We start from the raw sequence: 13,691 nt of genomic DNA, 5'->3' as shown, positions 1-13,691 counted from the left end.
GCGTACCGCCCTTGGCGGCCAATGCGAGTTGGCGATTTCCGGCGGAGCACCGCTGGGTGCCCGGCTCGGACACTTCTTCCGCGGCGTCGGCATCCCGGTATACGAGGGATACGGCCTGACCGAGACCACGGCGGCGTTCTCGGTGAATACTCCTGGCGAACACAAAGTAGGCAGTGTCGGAAAACCGTTGGCCGGCAACGCCGTTCGCATCGCCGACGATGGCGAGGTGCTGCTGTCCGGCGGTGTCGTCTTCAACGGCTACTGGCACAATCCGGACGCCACCGCGGCGGCACTGACCGATGGCTGGTTCCACACCGGGGATCTCGGCAACGTCGACGCCGATGGGTTCATCTCGATCACCGGTCGCAAGAAAGAACTGATCGTCACGGCCGGCGGCAAGAACGTCTCCCCCGCTGGACTCGAGGACGTCATCCGGGCCAATGCCCTGGTCTCCCAGGCGATGGTGGTGGGCGACCAAAAGCCCTTCATCGCGGCCCTGGTCACCATCGACTCCGAAGCGTTTCCGGGCTGGAAGGAACGCAACGGAAAGGACGCGTCGGCGACCGTCGCCGATCTGGCCGACGACCCGACGCTGCGTGCAGAGGTGCAAAAGGCCATCGACCAAGCGAACAAGACTGTTTCGCATGCCGAGGCCATCAAGAAATTCCAGGTTCTGCCAACCGACTTCACCGAAGAAACCGGCGAGATGACGCCGACGCTGAAAGTGAAGCGAAACGTGGTCTCCGAGAAGTACGCCGCCGCTATCGAATCGCTGTACGCGAAATAGCGCTGGCTACAACAACTCCCGTAACCGCGCGGCGATCTGCACCCACCGCCACTGCCCGACGACCCACTCGCGTCCCGCGAGACCCATTTGCCATGCGCGTTCGCGGTCGGCCAAGATCGTTATCACCCCGGCGGCGACAGCGGGCACCGATCGCCCGTCGACGACGAGCCCAGTCTTCCCTTCCCGCACGGTTTCCGGTGCCCCACCGGAGTTTCCGGCTACCACCGGCACACCGGTCGCCGACGCTTCCAGGTACACGATGCCCAGCCCCTCGACGTCGAGTCCCTTTCCACGCGTACGCGACGGCATCGCGAAGACGTCGGCAATATTGTGGTAGCCCGCCAGTTCGGCCGATGGCACCGACCCGACGAACACAATATGCTCGCTCACCGGTGATGCCGCGGCCAGTTTATGCAACGTCTCGGCATACGGACCACCGCCCACGATGACGAGCGTCGCGTCGGGTATGGACTCGCGGATTATCGGCAGCGCCTCGATCAATACGTCCTGCCCTTTGCGTGGCACTAGCCGCGAGAGGCAGAGTATCGTCGGCTTGTCGCCGAGATCGTGACGATCCCGAAGCCATTGTCGTGCAATAGGATCCGGCGCGAAACGGTCGACGTCAACACCTGGTGGCAGATACTCCAGCGCTGCGCCGGCACCGAAGGCGGACGCGAAACGGCCACGGGTGTACTTGCTGACGAAGGTGACGACGTCGGTACTCTTGCCGATCACTCGCAGCACTTGTCGTGCGATCGGCAACATCGACCAGCCGACCTCATGTCCATGCGTCGATGCGATGACCCGACGCGCGCCAGCGCGACGCATCGCCGGCGCCAGCACTGCCAGCGGCGCCGACGCACCGAACCAGACCGTGTCGATGTCATAATCGCGTATCAGCCGTGCCGCACGCCGGGCGACGAACGGCGTCGGCAACATCAGCGTTGTCCGGTGCCGCACAACGGTATACGGCGCTCGCGCATCGAATTCTCGATGACTCGTGCCACGCCACCGTGGGGCGTAGACCACGACACTCTCCGGCGGCAGCAGGTCGACGAGATTTTCCAGATACGACTGGATACCACCGGGCCTGGGCGGAAAGTCGTTGGTAACCAATAGCGTTCGGGGCATTCGGTGCCCCGACGACGACGTCATCGAACCTGCTTGCGGAGCCAGTCCTGCCACTGCGCGACGAACTGAGCGCGTGACACGCGGAGCGTATTGACGATCGCGAGATCTTGCGCCGGGACCTTATCGGCGCCCGCCACACCGAGATACAACGCCTTGAGGCGATCCGGACCGTATTTCTCCGCGACATATGCGGCCAGTGACCATGCCGACTGATAGGCCACCAGCGCCGTGTTCTGATCGACGGCGAAGTCACGGTCGTCCGGCAGTCGCGCCGGGATATCGCCCGATCGCAGGACAGCGGCCAGATTAGGCGCGACGTCGTCGAATCGTTGATAGGTTCCCTTGCGCCCCACATACTCTGGCATACCCTCGGTGATCCAGAGCGGCGCACCGGACACGGTAACGCCCCGCACCGCCACGTGGGTAAGTTCATGCCGCAGTACCACGGCGAGGGCGGGCGCGGGCAGCGTACGAGCCGTCGGCGTCAGGACCACACGCTGTCCGGACGCGGTTTTCTCCGCGCTATCCAGACTCGCGTAGATGGTCGCGGCCGCAGCCGCGCCGACCGGACTGTCGGCCGAGGCTAACCCGCTGAACTGGGCGGCGGTACCGGTCGCGACCACCGCCGCACGTCGTGCCCACGATTGCCCCCAGAAATTCGTCACCGCCACAACGGCGTCGGGCAACTCACGAGCGATAGTCGCGACCGCCGCATCCGTCCCCGGATAGGACAGCACAACCGAATCGCCACCCGACGTCGTGACGTCGCGCGCTCGCAACTCCGGGTAACTCCAGATCATCGGAGCCGGCGCCTGCACGTCTTGCAAAACCGTCGAGTCGCCGACAATCTTCCAATCGTCGTCGTACCGGGCGAGGGCGAACGGAGTGCTCACCGTGATGTCGTCTTCGGCAAGACCTGGCAATGATTCACCGCCGAGCGCGTAGTCCAGCTTGATCGGAGCGAACCAGGTATCGGAACTCCCCTGGTCTTCCAGGCGCTGCTGCAGCTCTTGCGGTACCACGAACTCGGCGTCGGCACTGCCGAGCCAATAGCGGAATGTCTTGTAGCGCAGCAGATTTCCACGTTTGGAGGCGGCCACTTTTGCCCCGATATTCGCCGCTTCGGTCTCGAACGCGGCACGGAACCGAGGCGTCGCCGACGGGTCGATCAGCGCACCTAGCTTCGTCTGGTCGCCGGTCGTGATCGCCTCGTTGAGCTTGACCAGCAACCTGTTGACGCCTTCGAGACGTGTCGCTTCGTAAACATTCGGAGGTGTCGTCGTGGCAGAACTCGACGAGGTGGAAGCCGAATCGCCCGACGACGAGCAACCTGTCACAACCAGCACCGAGGCGACGACCACACCGGGTATTACCCGCATCAACAGTTGTTTAGGCGAACGCTGTGACTTGAGTCGCCTGGACGAACCATGGCGATCTGTCGAAGGAGGGGTCATCGAGCGCTAAGCGTACCGGCGCGCTGATTGATATGGTCCGGCCTTGTCGATCGGAACGACCTTGACCGGCACTCCGAACGTCGAGGCGTGGATGACATATCCGTCTCCCACATACATTCCGACGTGATGGGCGTCGGAGTAATAGATGATCAGGTCGCCGGGTAACAGCTGGTCCCGGCTAACCGAGGTACCGCCACCCTGCTGAGCCTCGCTTGAACGCGGAAGCGTCCGCCCAGCCTGCTTGTACGCCCACACCATCAGGCCAGAGCAGTCGAAGGAACTCGGCCCGGTCGCACCCCACACGTACGGGTCGCCAATGCGAGTCAACGCGGCCTGCACGGCGATTAGCGAAGCCGACGTGCCCTTGGGCACCAGTCGCGGGTCGAAGTCGAACTTAGGTCCACGCAGTTCGGCGAGCTGCTGGCCGGTCATCGATTCGTAGATCGCCCGAATCCGCACCGCTTGCAGGCTGAGATTCGCACGTTGCGCTTGCAGCTGACTACGTGTCTTCTCGACGGCGGCGATCGCCGTCGTGGCCTGCTCCGCCGAATCATCCGCGGCCTTCTTCGCGGCGAAAGTCTTCTGCCGCAAGGACTTCAGATTCCGTAGATCCGATGCCGACTGACGGGAGACCAATTCGAGTCCGGACATTTGGTCGAGAAGATTCTGCGGAGAGTCGCTGACCAGCACGGCGTAGAGCCGGTTGATCTTGGCGCCCCGGTAGCTGGCGCGCACGATCTTGTTCACTCGCTTACGCACGGTGGTCAAGTTCTTTTGCGAATCATCTAGCGAGCGTTGAGCAGTCAGCGACGCCTTACGAGCGGTGGTCAGCGCCGTGCGCTGTTTGGTGTATTCGAGTTGCGCGTTGTGCATCGACTCCGCGGACTTCTCAGCGTCGACGCTCAGTTTGCGATAGTTGACCAGCAGTTGATCGGCAGTCTGTACGGGCGCAGCGGGCACCGTCGCGGCCAGTCCACTCGATGCCAGACCGGCGATGATGACGAGAAACGCCACCAGGATAGTTCTCAGCGTGCGCACCGCGCGATACTCCTCTGCCCATTCATATGACGACATCGGGCGAACCGCCGAGTACCGGCCGGTCCGCCCAATGTTTCGTCAAGATCGCAACTGTCTACGTCGCGGTACGCTCAGTAACGGCGAACGCCGGTCAATGCCCATTCCTTGACAGGCGCCTTACGAACCGGCACACCTTCGGTCGAAGAATGAACGAACATACCGTTGCCGGCGTAGATACCGGCGTGGCTACCGCCGTTGAAGATCAGCACGTCGCCGGGCTTGGCATCTTTGTAGGCCACTGGGCGTCCACCGCCAAGCTGACCGTACGAGTCGCGCGGGATGGTCTTACCGGCCTGCTTGTACGAGTAGTAGACCAGACCCGAGCAGTCGAAGGCATTCGGTCCGGCCGAACCGTAGACGTACGGCGAACCGATCTTGGACTCGGCCGTCGCGAGGACGCGAACGCCGGTGTCCTGTCGGAGCAGCGGCGCGATCCGCTGGCCCGGACGGAACTGAGCCGGAACCTGATTCTGATTCAGGCCGGGCACGTTGAATGTGCCAACGTTGGGGATCGCCACCTTGGCGGGCGCGGGCGCCTGCTTCTTGGCGGCCGGCTTGGCATGTGGCGCCAGGAGCGCCTTGCCCAGAGCCGGGAAGTCGATTGTGTTGTTCGGCATCGGCGCAGGCACTGGGGCCGCAAACGCGGAACCTGCGGAAGCCGCGAGCGAGCCGACGGCAATCGACCCAGCGATCACAGCACCTTTGGCTACCTTGGCGCTACGGCCAGGCTGTTCCAAACGATGTTTGGCCACGAAGAGTGTTCTCCTTTGTTCTCCCTACCGCCTACCGAGTTAGCTGTCGGGTTCGGGCTGGAAGATCGCCCTACGCGCCGCGCCGACCTTGTCGTCGCGCCGCGACTCACCCCAATCGGACTGTGCCGAACAAAGTGGTTCCCCGGCTCACCCTCGCGGGTGATTAAGCGGTGATATTCGCGGACCACTTCGAGTTCGAAGCGGGACGTTCCGCAAATGTCTCAGAAAGGTTACGAAACTTTCCGGGCGCTGTCCAACGACGGACGCAACCGATTTTCGGCGTGTCACATCAGCTCGCGCGAAGAATTCGCAGATGGCCCCGGCCGGCACCGTCCTGACGTGCCGCGATGGCATTTCTTGCCGATGTCGCATCCTGCCTCGACACCATCGAAGCAGCGCTAAAGACATCGATCGCCGCGAGCAACTCACGGTCATCGATTGTTTCTGAACTCACTATCGCCATCTGCTCGTCGGGCGTTACATCATCGCTGCTCAACGGCTCAAAAAGCACCTGCATCATGCAGCCGTCACAAGCAACGCGACGGGCCGGGCAGGTCTCGCAATCAATCTTCATCTGTGATCTCCATCTCACCACTCAGGTGAACGGTTAGTTTCCTGGCAATTCGGTGTTCACGCCCCGGTACGTATTCGCAATCGACACTCGAGGGTGAACCTGAACTGGAGACTAGGGCCGACCCCTGACAACTCTCCGATCTCACACCAGTCACACCAGACACACCCGGGTCGCCTGAGGCCCGGAAGAACGTTCCGCCGACCTCTCCGGGAGCGACCTCCCGCGGGTTGTCGGTAGGTCGAACTAATGTTCGCAACGTGGAACAGCTGACCTTCGCCGACAGCGGCCTACCGGACGTGGGATTACCGCCGCAGACATCCCGCGGTACGCGTCGAGGCGGTCGGTCGGCTCCCACCGAGGCCGAGTTGATCGCCGCGGTCTACGGCGGTATCGACCAGCCCTTGTTCGAGACGCCGATCGTCGTCGTCGACTTGGAAACAACCGGCGGTGCGGCCACCGACGCGATCACCGAGATCGGCGCGGTCCGCATTCAACGCGGCGAAGTCGTCGGAGAATTCGCCACTCTGGTCGATCCCGGACGCGAGATTCCGCCACAAATCGTCACGCTGACCGGAATCACCACGGCGATGGTTACCGCGGCCCCAACAGTCGACTCGGTGCTGCCGGCCTTCTTCGAATTCGCTCGCGGCGCGGTTCTGGTCGCCCACAACGCCCGATTCGACACCGGCTTCCTTCGCCGCGGCGCGAGCTCACTTCACCTCGACTGGCCATTCGCGGCGACCCTGTGCACGGTGGCGATGGCCCGGCGCATCCTGAGCCGCGATGAAGCCCCGACCGTAAAACTCGCCGCGCTAGCCGATCTCTTCGATGTCGCCACCCGCCCGACGCACCGCGCGCTCGACGACGCGCGAGCAACAGTCGAGGTCTTCTACCGGTTACTAGAACGCATCGGCAACAAGGGCGTGCACACCTATCGGGAACTACTCGAATTTCTACCGCGCGCTACGCCGGCCCAGCGCGCCAAACGTCATCTCGCGACCGGACTGCCGCGCCGGCCCGGCGTATATCTATTCCGCGGGCCCGGCGCGGAAGTCCTCTACGTTGGCACCGCCGTCGATCTCCGACGCCGCGTTTCGTCGTATTTCACCGGCGCGGAAACACGACCCCGGATGTCGGAGATGGTCGCGCTCGCCACCCATGTCGACCACGTCGAGTGCGCGCACGGACTAGAAGCCGGGGTCCGCGAGCTTCGGCTGCTGGCCGCACACGCCCCCGCCTACAACCGACGGTCCAAACATCCACACAAGGGGTGGTGGATCGTCCTGACCAGTGAGCGATTCTCTCGTTTGCGCGTCAGCCGCTCACCCGAGGAGAACTGTATCGGCCCGATCGCCAATCGAACCGTCGCACAGACCGTTGCCGATCATCTGTCGTCGGCGGCCCAATTACGCACGTGCACAACGCGTTTGGGTTCGACGAGTAAACATCACTGGTGCCGGACCGATCCGGCCGCGACCCGCGCCGTTGGCGGATGCCGCGCGGCGAGTTCGGTTCCGCAAACCCTCCCCGACTACCTACCGCGCGTCACCGCGATACACGCCCTGTTCACCGGAGCATCCGACGAGCTTCTGGTCTCCCTCCGCGATCAGATGACCACCTACGCGAACGCCGAGATGTTCGAGACAGCAACACGGCACCGAGACCGCCTCACAGCGACGATCGACGCGTTGGCGCGGTGTCAGCGTTTGCATTCCCTATGCGCCATAGCCGAATTGGTCGTCGCACGCCCGGACGGCAGCGGCGGCTGGGAGTTCGCGGTCATCCGGCACGGTCGCCTGGCAAACGCTGGCGTCGCTCGACGCGGTACCGCACCGATGGCCGTCGTCGACGCGCTCGTCAGCTCCGCCCAGACGGTAAGCGCCGAGTGCGGCCCGCTACGCGGCGCCCCAGCGGAAGAAGCCGCGCTCATCTACCGCTGGATCACCGAGCCGGGTGCGCGAATCGTGGCGGCCAGTGACGCGCTGAGTCTGCCAACCCGGACCGCATGCCGCTGGGAGGACTGGCTGCTGACTGCTCGTGGCGCCCGTGCCAGCCCAACTGCTCGGCCTCACCGGATACGCTGAACCGCATGATCACCGCCATCGTGCTCATTTCGGCCGACGTCCACCAGATTCCCGAGACCGCACAAGCGGTCGCCGACGTCCCCGGCGTCGCCGAGGTGTACTCATGCGCGGGTGACGTCGATCTGATCGCCAAGGTTCGGGTACGGGACCACGAGCAGATCGCCGAGGTCGTCACCAATCAGATCAACCGAATTCCCGGCGTCACGCATACCGCGACTCATATCGCCTTCCGCAGCTACTCCAGCGCCGATACCGAGGCCACCTTCTCGCTCGGCGAATAGGTCGCCAAAGCGTTTCAACGATTGGTCAGCACGATCCAATCATCGAGCAGTGCGGTAACCGCGCCCGAATCGATCGCTGCGGCCGCACGCTTCATCCCCGCCCGCAGCGCATCGTTCAACGCGGGACCGGCCAACGGACCGGTCTGTTCGGCGGCGACAATTGCTCCAGCCGAATTCAGCAACACAGCATCGCGCACTGGACCGCGCGCGCCGGCGAAGAGATCCCGGGCGACCCCGGCATTCACGGTGGCGTCGCCGCCCCGCAGCGCGGAGAGTTCGACGATGTCGATGTCGAGGTCGCGCGGATCGACGGTCGAGACGGTCACACGTCCGTCCACGACCTGCCACACGGTGGAGGTGCCGGTCGTCGTCAGTTCGTCCAGCCCGTCATCGCCGCGTACCACCAGCACCGAGTTCCCGCGATCGGCGAAGGTCTGCGCCAGCACCGGAGCCAAATCGCCAAAAGCGCAGCCGATCAGTCCAGCCTGTGGTGAGGCTGGATTGGTAAGTGGCCCAAGGACATTGAAGACGGTCGGGATACCAATTTCCTTCCGCGGCGGGCCGGTGAAACGGTACGCGGGATGAAACGCCGCGGCAAAACAGAAGCCGATACCCAGCTCGTTTACCGACTGCTCGACCTGCGCGGCCGACTGATCAATCTTCACGCCAAGTGCCTCTAAGACGTCGGCGCCGCCGCTCTTGGACGACGACGCGCGGTTGCCGTGTTTCACCACCGCCAACCCACTCGCGGCGACGACCAGCGACGACATCGTCGAGATATTCACCGTATGCGACCGGTCACCCCCAGTGCCGACGATATCGACGGCCGGACGCGACACGTCGACCAGCGTCGCGTGCGACAGCATCGCCTCGGCCAGACCCCGTAACTCGGCCGGCGCCGCCCCCTTCATCTTCACCGCGACGGCAAATGCCGCGATCTGAGCGCTGGTGGCCGAGTCGGTCATAATCTCGTTCATCGCCCAACGCGCCTGCTCGACATCGAGATCGTGGCCGTCGGCCACCGATCCGAGGATCTGCGGCCAGGTGAACTGTTCGGATGCAGAGGCGGTCACCCCACAGAGACTAGTCGTGACACGCCGAACCCCCTGCTCGGCACCCCGTCTACCAGGGTCGAGTCATTTTCTTCGACCAATTTCCCGACCCCGGTGGTCACCGCTTACTACGAACCGTCATACTTTCATCTGTGACTAGCGCTGCAGGTACCCAAGGAACGGCCATCACGGCGCGGGTGCACTCGCTGAACCGCCCAAATATGGTCAGCGTCGGCACAATCGTGTGGCTCTCCAGTGAGTTGATGTTCTTCGCCGGACTTTTCGCGATGTACTTCGTCGCCCGAGCGAATTCCAATGTCGGTTGGCCACCCGAGCCGACCGAGTTGAACCTCGGATTGGCCATCCCGGTCACGACAGTGTTGATTCTGTCGTCGGTGACCTGCCAGATGGGCGTTTTCGCAGCTGAGCGCGGCGACGTTTTCGGGTTGCGCCGGTGGTACATCCTCACCTTCCTTATGGGCGCCTTCTTTGTCGCCGGTCAGGCTTACGAGTACTACCACCTGGTCCATGAGGGCACGACCCTCTCGTCGAGTGCGTACGGGTCGACCTTCTACATGGCGACCGGCTTCCACGGCATGCACGTCATCGGCGGACTCGTGGCCTTCATCTTCCTGCTGGTCCGCACCAAATTGTCGAAGTTCACCCCGGCCCAGGCCACCGCGGCCATCGTCGTGTCCTACTACTGGCACTTCGTCGACATCGTCTGGATCGGCCTATTCGTCACGATCTACTTCATTCGCTGACGCACACCCCAAAGACTTACAGCCCATATTTCCAAATCCGTCCGCATAGAGAGACACAGATGAGCTCATCTCCACCGCGACAGTCGGATGACGCGACCGACACCGACGTTAAGGGAGCACGCACCGCCCGCTCTCGACGCAAGTTGCGTCGTCGTGCCAGCGGCGCGATCCTGCTGATGCTTGGCCTGGTCGCCGCAGGCGTCATCGCTTCGGTGCTCACCCCCAAGCCACAGGTCGCCACCGCCGATCCGACCAACGCATCGTTGATCAGTGACGGCAAGCAGCTCTACGACACCTCGTGCATCACCTGCCACGGAGCAAACCTGCAGGGCGTCACCGACCGCGGTCCGACGCTCATCGGCGTCGGCGACGCGGCGGTGTACTTCCAGGTGTCGTCCGGACGTATGCCAGCCGCGCGCGGAGAGGCCCAGGCCGCTCGCAAGCCCGAGAAGTTCACCCCCGCTCAGATCGAGCAGCTCGGCGCGTATATCCAGTCGCAGGGTGGCGGCCCCAAGGTCATTCCCGAGCGCAACCCCGACGGCTCGGTGAAGAAGGACAAGAACGGTGTGACCGTTCTTGCTCAGGAAAGCCTGCGTGGTGAAAACCTCGGCCGAGGCAGCGAGTTGTTCCGGCTGAACTGCGCCTCATGCCACAACTTCACCGGTCGTGGCGGCGCGCTGTCGTCGGGTAAGTACGCTCCCCCGCTCGACGCACCGAGTGAGCAGCAGCTCTACACCGCGATGCTCACCGGCCCGCAGAATATGCCGAAGTTCTCCAACCGCCAGCTCTCGCTGGAAGAGAAGCGCGACATCATCGGGTTCGTCAAATATGTCACCGAGTCGAAGCCCCAGGGTGGCCTGTCGCTCGGCGGTTTTGGACCGGTCTCCGAGGGCATGGTCATGTGGGTCGTCGGCGTCGGCGCGATCGTCGCCTTCGCAATGTGGATGGGATCACGTTCATGAGCGCAAATGACAAGGACACTCCGTCCAACGAAGAACTCGAGCAGATGTCGAATGACGAGTTGGTCAAACTCGGCACCAACCTCGACGGCGTCGAAATCCTGCATCGCGAGCCGCGTTTCCCGGAGCCAGGCACCAAAGCGGAAAAGCGCGCCGAACGAACTGTCGCATTCTGGTTCGCACTCGCCGGAATCTCGGCTGTCGCCTGTTTCATCATCTTCATCTGGAACCACTGGGAGTTCGCTCTCCCCGGCGATGACAATTACTGGCGCTACACACTCAACACCCCACTGTTGGGTGTGACCTTCGGCCTGTCGGTCCTATCGATCGGCATCGGAGCGGTTCAGTTCACCAAGCGATTCATCCCCGCCGAGATCGCGGTCCAGGACCGTCACGACGGTGGCTCCGCAGAGGTTGACAAGAAGACGACCGCTGCGCTGCTGGAGAACTCGCTGGAGACTTCCACGCTTCCGCGCCGCAAGTTGATCATGGGCTCGGCCGCCTTCGGACTCGGTGCGCTGACCTTCACCGGAATCGTCGCCATGTTCGGCGGCATGGTGAAGAATCCATGGGCAAAGGGCGACAAATCGGATCTGTGGCACACCGGCTGGTCCCCGATCTACAACCCGCCAGAAGCGCCTAACGAAACGATTTTCCTGCGTCGCGACACCGGAAACCCATTGCAGGTCGCATTGGTGCGTCCGGAAGATCTCGACGCCGGCGGTATGGAGACTGTTTTCCCGTGGCGCGTTTCCGACGGTCACGGCGAGACCGAGGAGTCCCGCCACAAGCTGATCGAGGGGCTGCGTCTGGTGCGCAACCCGGTGATGCTCATCCGCCTGCGTCCCGAGGACGCGGCCCGCGCGATCAAGCGCAAGGGCCAGGAAAGCTTCAACTACGGCGACTACTTCGCCTATACGAAGGTCTGCAGCCACCTCGGCTGCCCGACCTCGCTGTATGAGCAGCAGACCAACCGCATTCTGTGCCCGTGCCACCAGTCGCAGTTCGACGCGTTGCACTACGCCAAGCCGGTCTTCGGTCCGGCCGCACGCGCGCTGGCCCAACTGCCGCTCACGGTGAACAATCAGGGGTATCTGGTCGCTGCCGGCGACTTCATCGAGCCCGTCGGACCGGCATTCTGGGAGCGCAAGTCATGAGCCAAGCTGCCACTAAGAGTGAAGAACTCGATTCGCGGTATCACTATGCCGCGGGTATGCGGCGCCAGATCAATAAGGTCTTCCCGACCCATTGGTCATTCCTTCTCGGTGAGATCGCGCTCTACTCGTTCGTCATCCTGCTGCTTTCGGGCACCTACCTGACCTTCTTCTTCGACCCGTCGATGTCGGAGGTCATCTATCACGGTGATTATCAGCCGCTCAACGGTGTGATGATGACCAAGGCCTACGAAACCACGCTGAACATCTCCTTCGAGGTGCGCGGCGGCCTGTTCGTCCGCCAGGTACACCACTGGGCCGCACTGCTCTTCGCAGCCTCGATCATCGTGCACATGATGCGCATCTTCTTCACCGGCGCATTCCGCCGCCCACGTGAAGCCAACTGGGTCATCGGCTGCGTGCTTCTGCTGCTCGCCATGTTCGAGGGCTTCTTCGGATACTCGCTCCCCGACGACTTGCTCTCGGGTACCGGCGTCCGCGCCGCGATGAGTGGAATTGTCCTTGGTATCCCCGTTGTCGGCACGTGGGTGCACTGGGCGCTCTTCGGTGGTGACTTCCCTGGCGAAATCATCATCCCGCGCCTCTACGTGCTGCATATCCTGTTGTTCCCGGCGATCATTCTGGCCCTGATCGGCGCGCACCTCGCGCTGGTGTGGTACCAGAAGCACACGCAGTTCCCCGGCCCCGGCCGCACCGAGAAAAACGTTGTGGGCGTTCGGATTATGCCGGTCTTCGCCACCAAGGGCGGCGCGTTCTTCGCCATTGTTTTCGGCGTCATCGCCATCATGGCCGGCATCTTCCAGATCAACCCGGTGTGGGTGATCGGTCCGTACAACCCGGCACACGTCTCGGCTGGTTCTCAGCCCGACATTTACATGATGTGGACCGACGGCCTGGCACGGCTCATGCCCGCCTGGGAGCTCTATCTGGGCAATTACACCGTCCCTGCCATCTTCTGGGTGGTGGTGATCATCAGCATCATGTTCGGCCTGATGTTCGGCTACCCCAGTATCGAGAAACGCCTGACCGGCGACAACGCGCATCACAACCTGCTGCAGCGTCCGCGTGACGTCCCGGTGCGGACTGCCATCGGTGCGATGGCTGTCTCGTTCTACGTCATCCTCACGCTGTCGTGTATGAACGACATCATCGCGCTCAAGTTCCACATATCACTGAACGCGACGACGTGGATGGGCCGAATCGGGCTGATCGTCATCCCGCCGCTCGCCTACTTCATCGCCTATCGCTGGGCACTGTCGTTGCAGCGCAGCGACCGCGCGGTGCTCGAACACGGCATCGAGACCGGCATCATCAAGCGTCTCCCGCAGGGCGAGTACATCGAGATCCATCAGCCGCTTGGCCCGGTCGACGACCACGGTCACCCGATCCCGCTCCCCTACCAGGGCGCGGCACTGCCGAAGCGAATGAACAAGCTTGGCTCCGCGGGTGCACCCGGTACCGGTTCGCTCATGGCCGCCGATCCGGCGGATCAGCAGGAACTCAACGCGAAACTCGCTAAGGAACACGCTCGCGAAGAGGGTGAAGTCTTGCGTGAGTTGCAGGAAAAGGGCGGCAATCCACTCGAGGATTGAGTTCGACTG

Annotated in this window: 13 protein-coding genes and 1 riboswitch; of the genes, 7 read left to right on the top strand and 6 right to left on the bottom strand. The window is 63.1% G+C overall.

The window, feature by feature from the left end; all coding sequences use genetic code 11:
* On the top strand, positions 1-787 hold a 787-nt coding region (locus tag GOEFS_RS01150; RefSeq protein ID WP_007316025.1), incomplete at its 5' end, for an AMP-dependent synthetase/ligase.
* 6 nt (positions 788-793) lie between these two features.
* On the opposite strand, the gene GOEFS_RS01145 is transcribed toward GOEFS_RS01150, so the two are convergent.
* The 5 genes from GOEFS_RS01145 to GOEFS_RS23100 form a co-directional block, all read right to left on the bottom strand.
* Positions 794-1,918, bottom strand: a complete 1,125-nt coding sequence (locus tag GOEFS_RS01145) for a glycosyltransferase family 4 protein (protein ID WP_040524200.1) — start codon at positions 1,916-1,918, stop codon at positions 794-796.
* 20 nt (positions 1,919-1,938) lie between these two features.
* On the bottom strand, positions 1,939-3,297 hold the full coding sequence (locus GOEFS_RS01140; RefSeq protein ID WP_040524198.1) for a hypothetical protein: 1,359 nt from the start codon (positions 3,295-3,297) through the stop codon (positions 1,939-1,941).
* 81 nt (positions 3,298-3,378) lie between these two features.
* Positions 3,379-4,446, bottom strand: a complete 1,068-nt coding sequence (locus GOEFS_RS01135; protein WP_007316021.1) for a C40 family peptidase — start codon at positions 4,444-4,446, stop codon at positions 3,379-3,381.
* Between the two features lie 74 nt (positions 4,447-4,520).
* Positions 4,521-5,201: a C40 family peptidase gene (locus GOEFS_RS01130; protein ID WP_007316020.1), complete on the bottom strand. Its 681-nt coding sequence runs from the start codon at positions 5,199-5,201 to the stop codon at positions 4,521-4,523.
* Between the two features lie 13 nt (positions 5,202-5,214).
* Positions 5,215-5,381, bottom strand: a riboswitch (cyclic di-AMP (ydaO/yuaA leader).
* Positions 5,382-5,490: 109 nt separating this feature from the next.
* On the bottom strand, positions 5,491-5,775 hold the full coding sequence (locus tag GOEFS_RS23100; protein ID WP_138917831.1) for a hypothetical protein: 285 nt from the start codon (positions 5,773-5,775) through the stop codon (positions 5,491-5,493).
* 365 nt (positions 5,776-6,140) lie between these two features.
* Here GOEFS_RS23100 and GOEFS_RS01120 point away from each other — a divergent pair, with 365 nt between their 5' ends.
* Complete coding sequence (locus tag GOEFS_RS01120) at positions 6,141-7,859, top strand: DEDD exonuclease domain-containing protein (protein WP_050949724.1); 1,719 nt, start codon at positions 6,141-6,143, stop codon at positions 7,857-7,859.
* 5 nt (positions 7,860-7,864) lie between these two features.
* Positions 7,865-8,140 (top strand): Lrp/AsnC family transcriptional regulator, encoded by a 276-nt coding sequence (locus GOEFS_RS01115; protein WP_007316018.1) that lies wholly within the window; start codon positions 7,865-7,867, stop codon positions 8,138-8,140.
* 14 nt (positions 8,141-8,154) lie between these two features.
* Here the strand turns inward: GOEFS_RS01115 and trpD are convergent, their stop codons facing one another.
* Complete coding sequence (gene trpD, locus GOEFS_RS01110) at positions 8,155-9,213, bottom strand: anthranilate phosphoribosyltransferase (RefSeq protein ID WP_007316017.1); 1,059 nt, start codon at positions 9,211-9,213, stop codon at positions 8,155-8,157.
* Between the two features lie 131 nt (positions 9,214-9,344).
* Here trpD and ctaE point away from each other — a divergent pair, with 131 nt between their 5' ends.
* The 4 genes from ctaE to qcrB are packed head-to-tail and all read left to right on the top strand — an operon-like array spanning position 9,345 to position 13,682.
* Positions 9,345-9,956 (top strand): aa3-type cytochrome oxidase subunit III, encoded by a 612-nt coding sequence (gene ctaE, locus GOEFS_RS01105; RefSeq protein ID WP_083837196.1) that lies wholly within the window; start codon positions 9,345-9,347, stop codon positions 9,954-9,956.
* A gap of 59 nt (positions 9,957-10,015) precedes the next feature.
* Entirely contained in the window at positions 10,016-10,918 is a 903-nt protein-coding gene (qcrC, locus tag GOEFS_RS01100; RefSeq protein WP_007316015.1) for a cytochrome bc1 complex diheme cytochrome c subunit, read from the top strand.
* On the top strand, positions 10,915-12,072 hold the full coding sequence (gene qcrA / locus GOEFS_RS01095) for a cytochrome bc1 complex Rieske iron-sulfur subunit (protein ID WP_007316014.1): 1,158 nt from the start codon (positions 10,915-10,917) through the stop codon (positions 12,070-12,072). The genes qcrC and qcrA overlap by 4 nt, the downstream gene beginning before the upstream one ends.
* Positions 12,069-13,682, top strand: coding sequence for a cytochrome bc1 complex cytochrome b subunit (gene qcrB / locus GOEFS_RS01090; protein WP_007316013.1), 1,614 nt, complete (start codon positions 12,069-12,071; stop codon positions 13,680-13,682). Before qcrA ends, qcrB begins: the two co-directional genes overlap by 4 nt.
* Positions 13,683-13,691 lie beyond the last annotated feature (9 nt).

Origin of the sequence: Gordonia effusa NBRC 100432, from assembly GCF_000241305.1 — a bacterium.
GTDB lineage: Bacteria > Actinomycetota > Actinomycetes > Mycobacteriales > Mycobacteriaceae > Gordonia > Gordonia effusa.
This window is presented reverse-complemented; position numbering and strand designations above follow the sequence as displayed.